Origin of the sequence: Providencia sp. PROV119, assembly GCF_028482435.1 — a bacterium.
GTDB classification, from domain to species: domain Bacteria; phylum Pseudomonadota; class Gammaproteobacteria; order Enterobacterales; family Enterobacteriaceae; genus Providencia; species Providencia stuartii.
This window is the reverse complement of sequence record NZ_JAMPQL010000004.1, coordinates 143,881-162,873: the sequence shown is the minus strand read 5'-3', so window position 1 is coordinate 162,873 and position 18,993 is coordinate 143,881. Positions and strand designations below refer to the sequence as shown.

General features: G+C 43.7%; 14 protein-coding genes. 7 read left to right on the top strand and 7 right to left on the bottom strand.

The features are described 5' to 3' along the window. Nucleotides 1-90: 90 nt before the first annotated feature. Complete coding sequence (gene serB, locus PSF11_RS07060) at nucleotides 91-1,068, bottom strand: phosphoserine phosphatase (protein WP_004926677.1); 978 nt, start codon at nucleotides 1,066-1,068, stop codon at nucleotides 91-93. Between the two features lie 96 nt (nucleotides 1,069-1,164). Between serB and PSF11_RS07055 the strand changes: the two genes are divergently transcribed. After that, the gene (locus PSF11_RS07055; RefSeq protein ID WP_004926675.1) at nucleotides 1,165-1,944 is read left to right on the top strand and encodes an AhpA/YtjB family protein; all 780 of its coding nucleotides are present in this window, start codon (nucleotides 1,165-1,167) and stop codon (nucleotides 1,942-1,944) included. 43 nt (nucleotides 1,945-1,987) lie between these two features. Here the strand turns inward: PSF11_RS07055 and PSF11_RS07050 are convergent, their stop codons facing one another. Beyond that, nucleotides 1,988-2,770 (bottom strand): energy transducer TonB, encoded by a 783-nt coding sequence (locus tag PSF11_RS07050; RefSeq protein WP_004926672.1) that lies wholly within the window; start codon nucleotides 2,768-2,770, stop codon nucleotides 1,988-1,990. 179 nt (nucleotides 2,771-2,949) lie between these two features. Between PSF11_RS07050 and PSF11_RS07045 the strand changes: the two genes are divergently transcribed. The 6 genes from PSF11_RS07045 (at nucleotide 2,950) to PSF11_RS07020 (ending at nucleotide 12,555) form a co-directional block, all read left to right on the top strand. Continuing rightward, nucleotides 2,950-3,486: an RNA polymerase sigma factor gene (locus PSF11_RS07045; protein WP_036941906.1), complete on the top strand. Its 537-nt coding sequence runs from the start codon at nucleotides 2,950-2,952 to the stop codon at nucleotides 3,484-3,486. Then, nucleotides 3,486-4,472, top strand: coding sequence for a FecR family protein (locus tag PSF11_RS07040; RefSeq protein ID WP_072502535.1), 987 nt, complete (start codon nucleotides 3,486-3,488; stop codon nucleotides 4,470-4,472). Before PSF11_RS07045 ends, PSF11_RS07040 begins: the two co-directional genes overlap by 1 nt. A 117-nt stretch (nucleotides 4,473-4,589) precedes the next feature. Continuing rightward, on the top strand, nucleotides 4,590-7,358 hold the full coding sequence (locus tag PSF11_RS07035) for a secretin and TonB N-terminal domain-containing protein (protein WP_036941908.1): 2,769 nt from the start codon (nucleotides 4,590-4,592) through the stop codon (nucleotides 7,356-7,358). A gap of 48 nt (nucleotides 7,359-7,406) precedes the next feature. Then, on the top strand, nucleotides 7,407-9,113 hold the full coding sequence (locus tag PSF11_RS07030) for an ABC transporter ATP-binding protein/permease (protein ID WP_004926661.1): 1,707 nt from the start codon (nucleotides 7,407-7,409) through the stop codon (nucleotides 9,111-9,113). Next, nucleotides 9,103-11,892, top strand: a complete 2,790-nt coding sequence (locus PSF11_RS07025; RefSeq protein WP_004926657.1) for a M16 family metallopeptidase — start codon at nucleotides 9,103-9,105, stop codon at nucleotides 11,890-11,892. The genes PSF11_RS07030 and PSF11_RS07025 overlap by 11 nt, the downstream gene beginning before the upstream one ends. A 159-nt stretch (nucleotides 11,893-12,051) precedes the next feature. Further along, the gene (locus PSF11_RS07020) at nucleotides 12,052-12,555 is read left to right on the top strand and encodes a GNAT family N-acetyltransferase (protein WP_169342152.1); all 504 of its coding nucleotides are present in this window, start codon (nucleotides 12,052-12,054) and stop codon (nucleotides 12,553-12,555) included. Between the two features lie 94 nt (nucleotides 12,556-12,649). Here the strand turns inward: PSF11_RS07020 and deoD are convergent, their stop codons facing one another. From deoD to PSF11_RS06995, 5 genes are all read right to left on the bottom strand, one after another. Continuing rightward, a complete protein-coding gene (gene deoD / locus PSF11_RS07015) occupies nucleotides 12,650-13,366 on the bottom strand; it encodes a purine-nucleoside phosphorylase (protein ID WP_004926652.1) in 717 nt (238 codons plus the stop codon). A 157-nt stretch (nucleotides 13,367-13,523) separates the two neighbouring features. Then, nucleotides 13,524-14,747: a phosphopentomutase gene (deoB, locus tag PSF11_RS07010; RefSeq protein ID WP_014656829.1), complete on the bottom strand. Its 1,224-nt coding sequence runs from the start codon at nucleotides 14,745-14,747 to the stop codon at nucleotides 13,524-13,526. 61 nt (nucleotides 14,748-14,808) lie between these two features. After that, nucleotides 14,809-16,131 (bottom strand): thymidine phosphorylase, encoded by a 1,323-nt coding sequence (gene deoA, locus PSF11_RS07005; RefSeq protein WP_004926646.1) that lies wholly within the window; start codon nucleotides 16,129-16,131, stop codon nucleotides 14,809-14,811. Nucleotides 16,132-16,184: 53 nt separating this feature from the next. Then, entirely contained in the window at nucleotides 16,185-16,964 is a 780-nt protein-coding gene (gene deoC / locus PSF11_RS07000) for a deoxyribose-phosphate aldolase (RefSeq protein ID WP_004926644.1), read from the bottom strand. 477 nt (nucleotides 16,965-17,441) lie between these two features. Continuing rightward, entirely contained in the window at nucleotides 17,442-18,716 is a 1,275-nt protein-coding gene (locus tag PSF11_RS06995) for a NupC/NupG family nucleoside CNT transporter (RefSeq protein ID WP_169342151.1), read from the bottom strand. Nucleotides 18,717-18,993 lie beyond the last annotated feature (277 nt).

Genomic DNA, 18,993 nt, shown 5'->3' with positions numbered 1-18,993 from the left:
CAAAGTATATGCTATTCAATAATCCGCATAGTTGCTGCCCGTAATACTTAAAATACCCCGTCGCTTTACGGCTGCCCTGTATGATGAATATTACCGCTCTTCGTGCTTAAGCCCCCCGCTCAACACGCACATAACCCCCATTAAATCAGCATGACGGATAGCCACTTTGGCACGTGCGTAGACTTTTGGCTTCGCGTGATAGGCTATTCCTAACCCCGCCTTACGCAACATTTTCAAGTCATTTGCGCCATCGCCGATTGCCACGGTTTGTTCAATCGGTATTTCTAAACGCTCTGCTAACTTAACCAGCGTTTGTGCTTTAAATTTGGCATCAACAATTGGCCCTTTGACTTTACCGGTGAGCTTGCCGTCTTTGATTTCTAGCTGATTCGCAACAGCGGCGACCAATTTTAATTGTTGACGTAAGTTATCGGCAAAGAATGTAAATCCTCCTGATGCAATCGCCACATGCCAATCCATCGCTTGTAATTTACGAACAAGGCTGGTTAAGCCAGGCATCAATGGCAGCGTATCCATGACTTGCTGCAAAATCATCACATCGGCCCCTTTAAGTAACGCCACACGCGCTCTTAAGCTTTCCGTGAAATCTAACTCACCTTGCATGGCTCGTTCAGTCACTTCCGATACTTGCTCGCCCACGCCATACAAACGTGCAATTTCATCGATACATTCAATTTGAATTGCCGTAGAGTCCATATCCATTAACAGCAGGCCCGGTGAACGTAAACGGGGAATTTGCCCTAATGGAACAACATCTAATAAACTTTCATCGGCTAATTTTTTGATGCGAGGAGTAATGCTTCCCGCAATTCTGACCACTTGATAGTCATCGATTCGCCATGATGAAACGATCACTATCGCTATCCCCAAACGCTGCTGAAAATCGCTGATCCGTGCCTTATCTAACCCTCGTCCATATAATAACCAACCACTGTCGCCAGCGCGATAATCTAAAGGCATGACCTCTTCACCGCTCAATGACAGCGGTAACCCAGGCCACTTTTGAATTTCATCGGGTAAATAGCAATAGGTCAAACTCGTTGACATGAAAATTAGCTCCTGTAATCGACTCAACGTTTTATAATAAAAATATGCCCCAAAACTACCTTATCTGTACAAGCTCTGGCAACATGATGCCAGAGAATGGATAAAGAGCACTTAGTGATTTCTATGAAACTGACCTTTAAGCTTCACAAAACAGTGATAATTATTATCTGTGTCGCATTAATCGCCCTATTAATGCATGGCATAACCTATTTAGGTAACAGCCAAAACCAAAACAGAGTCGAACAATTTAAACAGCTAACTCGAGTTTTGGCCGAACAAGTGGCTTTCAGCTTATCCGATTATATCGTTTCCGGCAGCAAAGATTTTAATCGAGAACGCATTATCGCCAATTTAAACAATGTCACCAAAGATAAATACATTTTGGATGCCAGTATTTATTCGGCGGGAGGAACCTTAATTGCGAGTGCGGGAGAGTCAGTTCCGGTACGTGAACGCCTTGCCATTGATAGCAAACAATCAACACAACCTTTTCAATATCAACTGGTTGTACCTATTCCCGGAAAAGAAGAGCCAAAAGGTTATTTACGGCTTACCATTGATACTGAGCTACTAACCACAGAAATTCAGCAAGCTGATAACAGTACCAATGTATTACGTTTCTTTATTTTATTAGCGCTCTGTATTGGGATTGTGCTGGCAAATACCTTATTCCGCACCAAGAAAAAGAAAGGCAAAAATGTACCGCCTCAGCTCGTTGTTGATGAAGACAGCGGTAATGAAGATGATGAAAATATGGCACCAAACATTGCCAAAAAACCTCATTTCGACCGGAAAAGAAGCGAACATCGGCCTTATCGCCCTAAAAGACGTCGTGCTAAAAGCAAGCCGAATAAGCCCAAACCCCCTGAAAATTAAGCCACGAACTCACACTGCTGAGGATCACCCCTCAGCAGTTCAATTACATGGAATAAGTATCAAAAACAATCGGTGCAACGAATTCGACTTTGCCATCCACTAATAGCGTTTCAGGAGGGGCTGGGAATGGCGCTGCGCGGTTTATGGTCGCAATCGCCTCTTTATCTAACAGTTTGGTTCCAGATGAATTAATCAGACTGGCACTAATCACCTCACCGTGACTGTCCACCATCACTTTGACCTGAGAGACACCGGTTGAACGAAAACGTAGCGCCGCCCTTGGATAACGTTTCGCTTTTGCTAAACGCTGATGAACCTCACTGTGCCAACCTTGATGACCACTCACCGCCACCGAGGCATTACTGGAGAAGTTCGCACTGCTACTTGCTTCACTCCCCGCTGCTGGTGCCGAAGTCACTGCTGACTCTTGCGTACTGAGAGGCGCCTCTTCAACGACTTTTTTGACTTGTGTAGGTTTCTTTTTAGGTGGGTGTTTCTTTTCGCTGACCTTGGTTAAGGTTCCATTATTAACTAACGGTGTTTCGGGTAGTTTTTCTGTTTTTTCAACTAATTCAGGTAAAACTTCCTCATGTGTCGCCATCTGCTGTTTCGCAGCATGATTCACTTCAGGCTCTGAATGCTGCTCAAGCTGATAAACGCCTAGTTGTAATGATATTGCGGGTGGCAATACCCCTGTTGTCGGTATTGACGCCGTAAACCAGCCAATAAATATCACTGCGAGTGTTCCGTGGAAAAGAAGACTTAAAAATAAACCGCCCAGTGGACGGAAAATCGGGCGCTCTAACTTGCCCGCGATACTACTCATATTCTGCCTCACGACTTTATTTTTTGCAGATTATAGGCATAATACAAACAAAAATGATATTCATTATTATTAATAACATTCTAAAGTTAAAATAACTATTTGAAATAAAACAATAAAGCGATTTGAGCAAATCTTTATCACGCCTAAGCGTGTAATTTAACTTTTAACACCAGCGAAAAATGACTATTGATAAATCCCTTGCCCGTAAAATTAGCGGCGCATATCAGTCAACGTATAGCCAACTTGTCCGCTTTTTCCGCAATCGGCTAGGTAATAGTAACGATGCTGATGATTTATCTCAGGATGTGTTTACACTATGGCTTAATCGAAAAGAGCAATCTCCGATTAAAGAGAGCCGTGCTTATTTATTCAAAATCGCCAATCATGTGTTAATTGACCATTGGCGACGTCATCAACGCCAACCCACGTCTGAAACAAACATTGATGACGCTTTACTTGAACAGCAGCTCGAAGAGACACAAGCTGATCCCAGTGAAATACTGGAGCATCAACAACGTATCCAGTGGCTTAGTGAGGCGATCGAGTCGCTCCCTCCACGGCGTCGCGAAGCTTTTTTGCTCTACCGATTTGATGGTTTGTCACAAAGTGAGATTGCTGAACGAATGGAAATTTCCATTAGTATGGTCGAAAAGCATATAGCAGCAGCTTTGGTACATTGTAAAAAACACCTTGATAATCAGAGCAATAATAATTAATGACACGTACAACACACTCTGAGCCGGATACATTAGATTCTATTGATGAGCAAGCAGCGCTGTGGTTCACCCGCAAGCACAGTCAGCAGATGAGCGCTGAACAGGCAAAGCAATTTGATATCTGGTTACACGCATCTCCTGAGCATGCGAAAGCCTATGAAGCGATTGCAGGGGTTTGGCGCGAGTTCGATTCAATGCCACGGCCAGCGTCTATTGAACTCCCCCCGAAAAAACAGCTCTTTTTCCGGTTATGGCGCCCATTGGGAAATACCTTAGCAGCGCTATTTATTGCCGCTATTTTATTCTTACCCTATAGTCAGCTACCCTCAATGTTGTTCAACAATATGACTCTCGTCGCAACTAATATGCCAAAAGAGGTCACTCTATCAGATGGCTCTGTATTATTTCTCAATCGCCAGACACGCGTGCGGGTAGCCTATGAAACAGAGGTTCGGCGGATATATCTAGATGAAGGCAACGCTTATTTCAAAGTCAAATCCAATCCTTATCGGCCTTTTGTGATTTTAGCCGATGAAAGGCGCATTCAAGTCATTGGCACTGAGTTTGAAGTCGATAGACATCAGCAACAAGTCGCTGTCCGTGTTAGCAAAGGGATAGTGAGTCTGAAAACAGGGCAAGAGCAAGCAACGACTTACCTGTTTGCTGGGGATAGCGCGACTAGCTCTGCCATCAATAGCCCTGTCAAAATGAATAAAATTGCGCCTCTTGATGTGGCAAGGTGGCGTTTTGGCGAGTTGAGCTTTACTGATAAACCATTGGCTGAGGTGCTCTCTGAACTTAACGCTTACTCACCCGTCAACATTGAATTATCACCGCCTTCTTTAGCGCAAAGTAAAATCTCTGGTCGGATCAATTTACGTCAACCTGAGTCATTTTTCCAAGCACTTCCAATGCTTTTACCTGTACAAGTCGTTTATCAAGACAAAAATAACATATTGATTATTCAAAATAAAAAAAATAAATGAAAATTATTTCGATTTACAGGTGAGGATAATTCTCATTTCCCCCTCTACTTAAGCAGTTGTTATTTATTTTGCCATTTTTAGCACACTTTTTGTGCCGCTTAAGAATAAGGGATACTCATGTCTATTCGATTCACCCACAAACGGTTTAAGCCGCTTGCACTGTTCGTTGCCGTTAGTAGCGCAATAGTTTGCCAATCTGCTGCTGCGCAAGAAGTCGCTTTCTCACTTCCAGAACAAGCACTAGCCACTTCTGTGGCACAGATAACCCAGCAAGGAAATATCCAATTACTGTATGACAAGAGCCAACTCAATGGCCTACGCGCGCCTGCATTATCAGGTCACTACACCGCACAAACCGCATTACAAAAAATACTTATCGGTAGCGGATTAGAGTTAGTCAGTGATAATGGCATCTTCGTGATCCGTTCACAGAACCTTAATCAAGGCACATTAGTCCTCCCCGAAACACAGGTTTCTGGGGTCGTACAACAAAATCACCCAGCGACAGATGTTATGTCTGCGCCACAGTATGTGACATCGGAAGAGATCAGCCAACGTAACACGGGCGATGGCAATATTACGGATCTGATGAAAACCAACCCTGCCGTTCAATTTGCTAATAATGACAGCAACTCAATGAACCAAGGGGAAATAAAGCCTTCGCGTATTTCAATTCACGGCTCCAGCAGTTATCAAAATGCTTATCGTCTTGATGGCGTTAGCTTCAACAATGACTTTGACCCTGCAGATAATGGCCTTGGTGAAACAGCAACCCGCTTAAGCAGTAGCGATCAGGGGATCTATATCGATAGTCGTCTTATCGATAGTATGGCGGTCTATGACAATAATATTCCTGTCGAATTTGGTGGCTTTACGGGGGGAACCGTTGAGGTTAATAGCCGCCGCTGGCAAGGTGAAAACAGCGCACACGCCTATTATCGGTTAACCCGCTCGGGTTGGAACAATTTATTTCATGATTCCTCGCTTGGGATCGATACGACCAAGAATGACACCGCTAACCCTGCTCGTTTCCAAAATCGCTACGATAAAGATGATTTTGGTGGTTGGTTCGAATTAGGTGTCAGTGAAAATTCAGGTATCGTATTTTCAGCATCACGCCGCAGTTCCACGATACCAATGACGGTAACTGGCGGCGATTCCGTTATCTTTGATGAAAATAATCAAGTGGAAATGGTTAATTTCGCTTCAGGTGAAAAGAAGCAGCACCGTACATCGGATAACTACTTCCTGAAATATTCGCTCGACCTATCAGATAAAAGCACATTAGATCTCTCAGCTAACTATGCCTCTTACGATAGTCGTCTATTTTCTGCTTCAGTCATGAATTCAGGTTATGATTCAACCCATGATGGACTGGGTTTTACCGCGGTTTTTAAACATCAATTTGATATTGGCCAATTCGAGTTAACCGCTAACACCCAAACACTCAAAGATGATCGTACTGATGACCAAAAATATTCACTCACAGTCCGTGCTATTGACTATTCCACCTATCAAACCACGGAAAGTAGCAGCGGCGGTTTAGGCGATCTCACCTCAAAACAGAAAAATCATGGGTTAAAGGGGGTGATGCGTTTTAATACCATGGAAGATGGCATAGGCCTCACTCATAAACCCACTTTAGGCGCAGAGCTCAATTACACCAAAGGCACTTATCGACGAGATAAAGACTACTTCCGTTATACATACACAGGTAGCATAGATGACAGTGGCATGTATAACGGTTACCTCAGTAATGTCACTCGATTCCAAGCAGGAAGCCACGCTGCGGACTACACTAATTATGCTGTATTCCTTGATGACAATATTCAATACGGCAAGTTAACCATTCGTCCGGGGATCCGTTTAGATCGCGACGACTTCGTTAATCGTACCAATATAGCACCGCGTTTATCCGGTAACTACGACGTCTTTGGCGATGGCAAAACACAGATTATTGCAGGTGCGAACCGTTATTACGGTCGTTCAATGCTCACCTATGCCTTATATGGCGCACAAAATGATGGGATGCAATTATGCAATAGTTATGATGGCTGCTCCCTAGATCCTAATAAAAACGATTGGGATAACAAAAAAGATTATGAAGGACTTGATTCACTTAAAACCCCTTATAACGATGAGCTAACCCTTGCACTGCAACAGGAGATCTTATCAACCACATGGCGCCTACAATATGTCCATCGTGAAGGTTATGACGAGGTAAGAACGCGTACCAAATACGACACTCGTGATGCAAGTAAACGTAGCATTCGCACCTTTGATAATGGCGGTCGTAGTTCACATGACACCGTGACACTTTCCGTTAATAACAGCCAACCTTGGGAGTGGGCAGAAGCTTCTCATGTGATGACCGCTTCACTGACATGGCAGCAAAGTGAAAGTAATACGCCAAAAGATGCAGGCTATAACTCGTTTGATCCTGCCAATAAAGTGAACCTCAACAAGGTATGGTATGACGGTAAAGTCATTGATGCCTCGAAACTGCCATCCACCAGTTTCAACTCGCCATTCAAATTAAACTTAGAACTGACCAGTGTTTGGGATGATTACGACCTAACTTGGTATAACCGCCTGCAATGGTGGGGCGCACGCGACCAAGCTGTTCGCTATGACAATGCCTACGCATTTGATCCCGAGTATGGGCAAGTTCGTAAATACACCAAACAGCACTTCTCCAGTAAATACACATGGGATACCCGCCTTGGCTGGAAACCTGATTTTGCCTATGGCTTTGGTTTCTCTGTTGAAGTGAACAATATCTTGAATAACAAAAATATCGCAGACCGCTTTGTGTTCGAAGATAGGGTGTTGAAATCTTACGATCCAGGTCGCCAATTCTGGCTACAGGTCAATTACGACCTTTAAATCTTGTTAGCAATGTGAGCAATCTACAACAACAATACGAAGAACGTCATGAAGACACTGAAACAATTTTTCTATTTAGTTAAACCTTTTTGGGGGCAGCGCGCTGCCCTTTTCTGCTGGCTACTGCTTGCCGCCTCACTGGGGCTAACCCTGTCATCGGTCTGGTTCAATGTCAAAATGAACATGTGGAACGGTGATTTCTATAATGCGTTACAGAAACTGGATGGTCAGGCACTCTATGGCCTCTTGCAATATTTTGTGGTGTTAGTAAGCGGATTAATTTTCGTGGTCGTTATGGGGAACTATCTCAAGCAAATGCTGATCATTCGTTGGCGTAAAGGCATGACAGAGTTAGTGCTCAATCGCTGGCTTTCTCCAAACAGTAAACACTACATGCTACGATTAACCTCACAAGAGCCAGATAACCCTGATCAACGTATTGCAGAAGATATTCGATTACTGATTGAATCGACACTGAATCTGCTGGTCACCTTCCTGCACTCAATGTTAACACTGGTCTCCTTTGCCACTATTCTTTGGACACTGTCAGGTAGCCTCTCATTCAACTTGGTGGGTACTGATTGGTCTATCCCCGGTTATATGTTTTGGGCCTGTATTATTTACACCCTTATTGGTATCGCCTTAACGCAATGGATAGGTTTCCCTCTACGTCGCTTAAATATGGATAAGCAGCGCCGTGAAGCTGATTACCGTAGCGCCTTGATCAATTGCCGTCAGCATGGCGATGCAATAGCAGGGCAACGTGGTGAGACGCAAGATAGAAAAGAGCTCATGCAGCGCTTCGGTGAAATTATTCGTAATTGGAACCGTTTAATTCGTTGCGAACGGAACCTCTCTTTTTACACCGTTGGCTACCAACAAGTGACCGCTCTCGCCCCTGTATTATTGGCGCTGCCCAAATTCCTCGCCGGCGAAATTATGTTAGGCGGTTTGATGCAGTTACGCCAAGCCTTTAGCAGTGTTGCCACTTCATTAGGCTGGTTTATTTTCGCCTATAAAGAAATAGCGGCATGGCAGGCTACCGTCTCACGTCTATATAATTTTGTGATTTTATTGGAAAATGATAAAGCGGCTGAGGTAGAAATCACCGAAGAACCACCTTTACTTGATGCCGCTGTTAAAGTGACTACCTCAGATAATCGCACTTTAATTGAGCATGTGCATGTCGTGGCTAAACAAGGGGAAGTCACTTTAATTTCTGGGCGCTCCGGCATTGGTAAATCAACCCTATTACGTACTTTAAGTGGCCATTGGCCATTCTTTGAAGGTGCGATTAAACGTACAAACCACCTAATGTGGATCCCACAACGCCTTTATCTTCCTATCAGCCGTTTAGACAGCTTACTGGCATACCCTCAAGATGCTAAGCAATTTACAGAGGCTGATTTTAAACTCGCACTTAGCAAAGTGGGTCTAGAGAAACTGCACTATCAATTAAGTTTAGAGACAGACTGGCATAACCGATTATCAGGTGGTGAGCAACAACGCATTATGTTTGCTCGACTTCTTCTGAATCGCCCTAAATTATTACTTTTGGATGAAACCACTTCAGCACTTGATGAAAATAGCGCCCTTGAGTTAATTCAACTCATTAAACATGAACTACACGATAGCGCTATTGTGTTGGTTACCCATCAACGTTTCCTATCACAAGTTGCCGAACACACTCTTCCGCTTCAAGAAGCGCAAACTCGCGCCAATATAACCACAGGATTGCCTGAATATGCTTCGTAAAATATTACTCGCCGCTTTTATTGGCCTCAGCCTCACAGGCTGTGGGGTGTCTGCTTCATCCAGTACGATGGGGCAGAATTTATTGCCTATCCGTACTGATTTGCAACATTATCAATTAGATAATGGCCTAAACGTTTACCTATTACCGCGTTCTCAACCAGGTGTTGAGCTACGCTTATTAGTGAAAAGTGGCTCGTTGCAAGAAAACGAACAACAGCTAGGATTGGCCCATTTTACTGAACATATGGCCTTTAAAGGTACAAAACATTTTCCAGGCACAACAGGCTTTAAACAGTTAGAACAGCAAGGATTGAAGCTTGGCAGTCATGTCAACGCGATCACTAGCCTCAATTCAACCTTATATAAGCTATCACTCCCGAACGCCACACCAGCACAAGTCTCAACAGCCCTACAAGTGATGGCGGATTGGGCATCCAATATCTCATTTGATCAACAAGCGTTTGAAAAAGAGCGCCCAGTGATTATTGAAGAGTGGCGTTTGCGCCAAGGAATGGGCTATCGTGTTAATGATAGCCTTGAGCATTTACGCTACCACGGTAGCCGCTATGCAGAGCGTAACCCAATAGGGGAACTCGATATCGTTCGCCAAGCACCGATTGAACTGGCAAAAGAGTATTATGCGACATGGTATCAGCCACAACGTATGACCCTGCTGGTGATTGGGGATTTCAATCAATCTACAGTACGTGACGAAATCAATACGCTTTTCGCTATACCAAAGCCAGAGACCTTGTCTCAAGACAATCCAGAATGGAAGCAGTTTGCTCACTCTAATTTGCTGTTAGTTCAACCTGTGTTTGATAAAGAGCAAGGCGCTCGTTATGTTCAATTTGCTTTGCAAAAAGACATTATCGCCCCTCTCAACACACGAGAAGGGCAATACGAAGATTTAATGGATAGCTTATGGCTCGCCATTCTAAATCAACGTTTCTCTGTCTTAGTGGATAATGGCGTATTACCCGCCATTAGTATTAATGAGCAAGGCTCGATGTTAGATAACCAGCGCTTACAACAATTAATGATTATCCACCCTAAAGGAGATGATTATATTGGCGCCACTCAGGTTTTATTTACTGAGCTACAGCGATTAGCGACTGAGCCGGTAACACAAGAAGAGCTTGATAGCGCTCGTCAAAATCTATTGAAAAAACTCAGCCAGCAGGCCGCCGCTGAACAGCGCTATGGCAATGATTATTTGGCAGGTCAATTAACCACCGCGCTTGAATATGAGATGCCAATGTGGAATAAACGCCAACAATTGGATAAGAGCTACCAACTGATTGGAAAAGTTAAACCGCACGATTTACAACAGCACGTTGCTAACTTTTTAAATGAAGCTTCACCACGCTTAGCCCTAATTGGTCCTGATACTGACGCAAATAAAGTCAATCATGCAGACTTTAGTGAGCAGTGGCAAAATACCCGCCTAAGTTCACCGGGGCCATTCACCTTACGCTCTCAAGCGATCACTCTGCAATTGCCTAAAGTGGCTAAAGGCACAATCACTGAGCAGACTGCACTTCCTGTCGCAAAAACCGAACGTTGGCTACTTAGCAATGGTATTCAGGTCATCGTCAAAGCTGATAAAAATCTTAAAGAAGATATTCAGTTTAATTTACAGCTACCCGGCGGCCGTTCACTTGAAACCATGCAAACTACGGGGCTAACAGATTGGGCATTAAAGCTACCAGAAAGTAGCGGTTATGGTGAATATAGCGCACGTGATTTGGCATTATTAGCGAAACAAAATCAGATTTCGCTTCGCCCTTATAGTGAATTGCTCACTCATGGTTTCCGCGGTAAGGCCCCTGTTGATAACCTCGAAACCGCCCTGCAATTACTGCACTTAAAATTGACAGTTCCGCAATTTAGCGGTGAAAAATTAGAGCAGCAGAAACAGTCATTTGCGTTGAACCTTGCCAAAACACCTGTTGAGCGCACCTTCCTTGATAATATTAATAAGGAAAGCTACCAGCACGGTGAACTGTTAGTCATTAACCCACAAGGTGGCTGGAAAAATTTCACCGCGGGCCAATTACAGCAAGCTAACCGCCAGTTACTCACTTCGACGGCGAATATGACACTGGTAATTAGCGGAGCAGTGAATACCCGTGACTTAAAACCATTATTAGAACAGTGGGTTGCTTCTATCCCTGCCAGTCATCATCAGCTGGCATGGCGTGATCAGGGGATCATGCCTAAAATGGCGAGCTTCAATAAAAATTACCCGATCAGCAGTAGTGATAAAAGTATGGTCAGCATCCAATTTGCTGCCCCTGCACAATGGACACAGCAAGATCAGTTAGCAATGCAACTGCTAGATACCATTGTGAGCCAACGTCTACGCGGCGAACTACGCGAAAAAGCCAGCGGTATCTATGCACTTGGTTTTTCACAAATGCTGGCGAAAAAACCGCAGCCTTACTATTTTGCACGCCTCAACTTTACCACCTCACCAGAACGTACTGAGGAGATGTCACAAATCGCCCAAAAGACAATTAATCAACTACGTCACTCAGGGGTAAATAGTAAAGAATTAACTGAAGCAAAAAATATTTGGCTTACGGAAAATGCACAAATAACCGACAGTTCAGGTTATTGGACCGAGGCGTTAGCTCAGGTCGCTGCCGATGACCAACAATATCAGCGTCTAAACCAAGAGCGTGCCATTATCCAGCAACTTACGGTCAATGATCTCAACCGTATCGCCAATCAATATCTGGGGCAAAACCCGAAAGTATTTACGATGACACCATAACCGTAGCTATTGAAGGGGGTTAATTCCCCCTTTTTATTCGCTTAAAATACGGGCTGATAAAACGCTGCCTCACGAAAATACGATCATTTAATTATTTGACGTTCACTAGGCTTATATGATTAATGATCGTGTTTTCAAATAAAAAAGAGAAATAGCATGATGAACGACATCGTTATCCGTAGAGCAACCTTAGACGATATTCCCGCCGTCACTCAAATGCATATTGATTATTCGGCATACGCTAATACATTACAGCTACCCTACCCATCGACAGAAACTTGGGAGGCGCGTCTAGCTACCAATGATCCTCTCGTCACGCATTTTGTTGCTACTCTTGATAATACTGTCGTTGGGATCCTCACTCTTCATCAACCAAGTCAACAACGGCGTAAACATGCCGCGAGTTTTGGCATTACGGTCAGTCAAATGCACCAAGGAAAAGGTATTGGTTCGAAGCTTATGCAAGTGATGGTCGACTACTGTGATAACTGGTTAAACATCCGCCGTATTGAATTAGAAGTGTATGCCACTAATGACAATGGCTTGGGGCTCTATAAAAAGTTTGGTTTTGAACAAGAAGGTGTGATGCGTGATTACGCTTTCCGTGATGGCCAATATGTCGATGCGATTATGATGAGTAGGATTAATAAAAATCGAGGGTAATCAAACCCACTTGGGTGCCATGAGCTTCATTTTTCCCCAAATAAAAATGCCACGTGATGTACGTGGCATTACTCAATTAAAAATCATTTAATGATTATTTATCGCCTAATAGCACTGAATCCAATGCGATTTCAATCATTTCGTTGAACGTTGTTTGGCGCTCCGCTGAGGTTGTTTGCTCACCTGTTTTAATATGGTCAGAAACAGTACAAATGGTCAGCGCACGAGCACCGAACTCCGCAGCCACACCATAAATACCCGCAGCTTCCATTTCAACACCCAGAATGCCGTATTTTTCCATGACTTTGAACATGTCTGGATCAGGAGAATAGAACAGGTCAGCAGAGAATAAGTTACCGACACGAACATTAACATTTTTTGCCTTCGCAGCTTCTACCGCATTATGAACAAGCTCATAGTCAGCAATTGCCGCGAAATCGTGATCTTTAAAACGTTGACGGTTTACTTTCGAATCAGTACATGCCCCCATGCCGATCACAACATCGCGCAGTTTCACATCATCCATTACCGCACCGCATGAACCCACACGAATAATCACTTTTACACCAAAATCAGTGATCAACTCTTTTGCATAGATAGAGCAAGAAGGGATACCCATACCGTGACCCATCACGGAGATCTTACGACCTTTATAAGTACCAGTGAAACCTAGCATACCGCGAACATTATTCACCTGACGCACGTCTTCGAGGAAAGTTTCAGCGATATATTTTGCACGCAGCGGGTCACCTGGCATCAATACGACGTCAGCAAAATCACCCATTTCTGCATTAATATGAGGAGTTGCCATTATTATTATTCCTTATAAATCATTAAATTAAAGGGTTTAACATCATTACCTGATAATAGTAGCGACTGATAATACTCGCTGTCTACGGCAAATGACCCAATACTATCAACAATAAATAAGGCAGTTTCCTGCCTTATTTAATTTTTATGTTAACCAATTACAGCATTGGCTTGCCGTATTCCATCGGTGATAGATCGAAATATTTAGCGACTGTCTGACCGATATCCGCGAATGTTTCGCGATGACCTAAAAAGCCTGGTTTGACTTTCGGACCATAAATCAGAACAGGAATGTGCTCACGGGTATGGTCAGTACCATGCCAAGTTGGGTCACAACCATGGTCTGCGGTTAAGATCAAAATATCATCTTCTTTGACCAGTTCCATCAGTTCCGGTAAACGGCGGTCAAAGAGTTCTAACGCTGCTGCATAGCCCGGTACGTCACGGCGGTGACCATAAGCGGAGTCGAAATCAACAAAGTTAGTAAATACAATAGTCTTATCACCAGCCAGTTTCATTTCTTTCACGGTTGCGTCGAACAGCGCATCAATCCCTGTTGCTTTGACTTTCTTAGTGATACCTACATGTGCGTAGATATCCGCAATTTTACCGATAGAAACCACTTCACCTTGTTTTTCTTCAACTAATTTTTGCAGCATCGTTGGTGATGGTGGCTCAACGGCTAAGTCATGACGGTTACCGGTACGCTCAAAGCTACCAGCTTTATCGCCAATAAATGGACGTGCGATAACACGACCAATGTTATAGCCGCCGTTTGTCAACTCTTCACGAGCGATTTCACATAGCTCATACAGTTTGTCTAAGCCATAAGTCTCTTCATGGCAGGCGATTTGGAATACGGAGTCAGCAGAGGTGTAGAAAATCGGTTTACCCGTTTTCATGTGTTCTTCACCTAGTTTATCCAAGATAACCGTACCTGAAGAGTGGCAGTTACCTAAGTAACCCGGCAAATTAGCACGTTTAACAATGATATCTAACAGCTCTTGTGGGAAGCTATTTTCTTCATCCGCGAAATACCCCCAATCAAAGAGCACAGGCACACCCGCAATTTCCCAGTGGCCTGATGGTGTATCTTTACCAGACGAGATTTCGCTCGCGTAAGCATAAGCACCGATAATTTCTGAATTGGGATCAAGGCCAGCAGGGAATTTACCGCAAGATGCTTCAGCCGCTTTACCTAAACCCAATTTGGTTAAGTTAGGTAAATGCAGTGGTCCTTGACGACCTTTGTCTGCATCACCACGTGCACAGGCCTCTGCAATATGACCTAATGTGTTTGAACCTTCATCATTAAATTTGTGCGCATCACCGGCTGCACCAATCCCAAAAGAATCCAACACCATAATAAATGTACGTTTCATAACTTCTCTCCTGCGTCATCTTTCCTAATTAGGAAGTGCCACTGATAAAACTGTTTGTCAATTATTCACTAATTTGGCGATAAACCATTGGCGTCGTTTCTGGTTTTTGATCACCAATAACCATGGCCGCACGCACCTCTTTTGCCGCTTCTTCCCACGATTTCTCGCTATTAGCATGAATAATTGCTAGTGGAGTTTGATTATCAACCGAAGTACCTAACGCGGCGATATCGCTCAAACCAACACTATAATCAATCGGATCCGTTGCCTTACGACGACCACCACCTAATGTCACAACAGACATGCCGAGCGCACGTGTATCCATCGCGGTAATTATACCCGCTTTCTCTGCATACACCGCTTTGCTCAGTACAGCAGTAGGCAAATATTTGTTGTAGTTTTCAACAAAGTCACTTGGGCCTTTTTGAGCCGCAACCATACGACCAAAGACTTCCGCTGCCTTACCGTTATCTAAGACTGCTTGTAATTTTTGGCGAGCTTCTTCTCTATTTGCCGCCAATGAACCAGACACCAGCATTTCAACACACAGCGCCATCGTCACTTCATACAAACGAGGGTTACGGTATTCGCCCGTTAAGAACTGAACGGCTTCGCGTACTTCAACCGCATTACCGGCACTAGAAGCGAGTACTTCATTCATGTCGGTTAACAGTGCGGTTGTTTTACACCCCGCACCATTAGCGACTTTAACAATGGACTCGGCCAGTTGCTCTGATTTTTCGTAGGTTGGCATAAATGCACCTGAACCCACCTTAACATCCATGACTAGAGCATCAAGGCCCTCTGCCAATTTTTTACCTAAAATAGAGGCGGTAATCAGTGGAATAGAGTCAACCGTTGCAGTGATATCACGTGTTGCGTAAAAGCGTTTATCCGCAGGTGCGAGTGAACTCGTCTGCCCAATAATTGCAACACCAACGTCACGAATAATGTCACGAAAACGCTCATCATTAGGGAAAATATCGAAATTAGGGATCGCTTCAAGCTTATCCAGTGTGCCACCGGTATGGCCTAAACCACGCCCCGAAATCATCGGAACATAGCCGCCACATGCCGCTACCATTGGACCTAACATCAATGAGGTGACATCACCAACGCCACCCGTAGAGTGTTTATCGACGAGTGGGCCATTTAAGTTTAATGATTTCCAATTTAAAACGGTGCCTGAATCACGCATTGCTAACGTCAGGGCAACACGCTCAGCCATGGTCATATCATTAAAATAGATGGTCATTGCCAAAGCGGCTATTTGACCTTCAGAAACTGAATTATCGCGTACACCATTAATGAAGAAACGAATTTCTTCTTCGCTCAGTGGTTTGCCATCACGTTTTTTACGGATAATTTCTTGTGCCAGAAACACGGTATGCTCCTTAATTCAAACAGAATCTAGGTAATCGCTTAAGCGCGGTCTAATTAATAACTACTGCTTGATTTTTTAGTTTCAAAACCAAGCGTATTCAGCAAATTAGCTAACAGGCTTGATGCACCAAAACGGAAATGGCGAGCATCAACCCAATCTTTACCTAAAATTCTATCTGCTAATGCTAAGTATTGAGCAGCTTCTTCAGCGGTACGCACACCACCAGCCGGTTTAAAACCCACTGTTTTTGCTACGCCCATATCATGGATCACTTGCATCATGATCTCAGCACTTTCAAGGGTGGCGTTAACAGGTACTTTACCTGTTGATGTTTTAATGAAATCTGCTCCTGCTTTAATTGAAATTTCAGAAGCCTTACGGATCAGAGCCGGATCTTTTAGCTCCCCCGTTTCAATAATGACTTTCAAAAGTACATTTGCAGCAGCGCAAGCCTCTTTACAGGCTTTCACTAAATCAAAACCAATTTTTTCGTTCCCAGCCATTAATGCACGATACGGGAAAACCACGTCAACCTCATCTGCACCATAAGCGATAGCCGCACGCGTTTCAGCCAGTGCAATATCAATATCGTCATTACCGTGAGGGAAGTTAGTCACTGTTGCAATACGCACTTCTGGCGTACCTTGCTCACGTAGTGCTTTACGGGCAACAGGGATGAAACGAGGGTAGATACAGATGGCAGCCGTTTGCCCCGCAGGACTTTTCGCTTGATGACACAGTGCAATCACTTTCTCATCAGTATCGTCATCATTCAGGGTGGTTAAATCCATTAGATTTAGTGCGCGTTGCGCAGCTACAGTTAAATCAGTCATAAAAACTCTCCAACTTTGTGAATTCTGTCAGAACAACACGTTCTTTGTTGGCGAGCGGGCTTGGTTCCTTAAAGATGCTACTCGAAAACCCGAATGTAGCAGCTGAATTCCTTCTCACCGCACAATGCCCTAGAGTGTATGCACTCTGAGAACTAGCAGTCCATAGCAGCTAATTTATACCTATTTGACCATGGAACTCGGCTATTTTATGTGCCACAAATCACATTAATTGCCTGAAAGTTACATTGTTAAATACATATTTGTGAACAATGTCTCAATTATACGCTAATTAGTCTCAATTTTATTCTCTCAAATGGCTTTTTATGACTTTTTTTGTCACTTCACGCCATAAATACACTTGATTAAGCGTAGTTCAAAAATAGAAGGATGAAATAAAAAGTAAGAAAGAATATAGCTGAAAATAATGAAATAATAATGAAAGAGAAAGGGCATTTGCCCTTTCTCAAAGATTTGAGGTTATATAATTGCGAGTGTTAGGAAGAAACCAGCAATTGTTGCACTCATTAAGTTAGAGAGTGTACCCGCGAGAACCGCTTTCATACCTAAGCGTGCCACATCACCACGACGGTTTGGCGCCATGCCCCCAAGCCCCCCAAGTAAGATAGCCACAGAAGATAGGTTAGCGAACCCACACAGTGCAAATGAAATAATGGCTTTAGTGTGATCAGACAGAACTTGCTTACCGGCTGCAAGTACATCCGCATCGGCTTTCATGTATTCACCAAAGTTCATAAAGGCCACGAATTCGTTGACAACAATTTTCTGTCCAATAAATGAACCTGCAATTGTTGCTTCACTCCATGGCACACCGATCAAATAAGCAATCGGAGCAAACAACCAACCTAGAATTAATTCAAGAGACAGTTCAGGGTAATCGAACCAGCCACCAATACCACCTAAGATACCGTTAATTAGGGCGATTAAAGCGATAAATGCCAGTAACATCGCACCTACGTTCAAGGCCAATTGCATACCGGAAGCAGCACCTGAAGCGGCTGCATCGATAATATTTGCAGGGCGCTCATCTTCAGCAATCAGCTCTGTCGCATTGACATTATCATACGCTTTTTCCGTTTCTGGCACTAAGAGTTTAGCAAACAGTAACCCACCTGGCGCCGCCATGAATGATGCTGCAATCAAGTATTCCATTGGAACACCCATTTGAGCATAGCCTGCCAGTACAGACCCAGCAACAGAGGCCAAACCACCACACATTACTGCGAATAACTCAGAGTTGGTCATGGTAGAGATATAAGGACGTACAACTAATGGTGCTTCCGTTTGCCCAACAAAGATATTCGCTGTTGCAGATAGAGACTCCGTCCTTGATGTGCCAAGTACTTTTTGCAGGCCACCACCAAGAATCTTGATAACCAGCTGCATAATGCCAAGGTAGTAAAGAACGGCAATTAAAGAAGAGAAGAAGACAATAATTGGCAGTACACGTAGTGCGAAAATAAACCCGCCGCCGCCGAATAGTTCAAACATTTTGTCAGAAACAAGGCCGCCAAAAATAAAGTTCATCCCATCTTGGCCATAACTGATGACTTTAGAAACGCCATCAGACATCCCTTGTAATACGCTACGACCTGCTGGTACATAAAGCACGAATGCACCGATAACGATTTGGATAAGGAAAGCCCCGCCAACGGTACGGAGTTTAATCGCTCGACGATTGCTGGAAAATAGTACGGCAATACCAATCAGTACTGCCATCCCAACCAGACTCATAATGAGTTGCATGGAAGTATCCCTGTTCACTTAATGCTAGATTGATGTAGAAAGAGAACCCATAAGTTCCCTTGACTCTTTGTGCGATGATTATACCTAGTCCCTTCCAAGAACCCGCAACCTACGTCACAAATACGCAGTGTAAAAAGTAACAAAAATTCAGTTCTTGTGACCAAAATCACATTTAATTATCAGTTTAGTCTGGAAAGCATCGTAGAACACAAAAAATAGGTGAAAAATCGAACGAGATATGCCGATGGAGGAATATAAACCAACT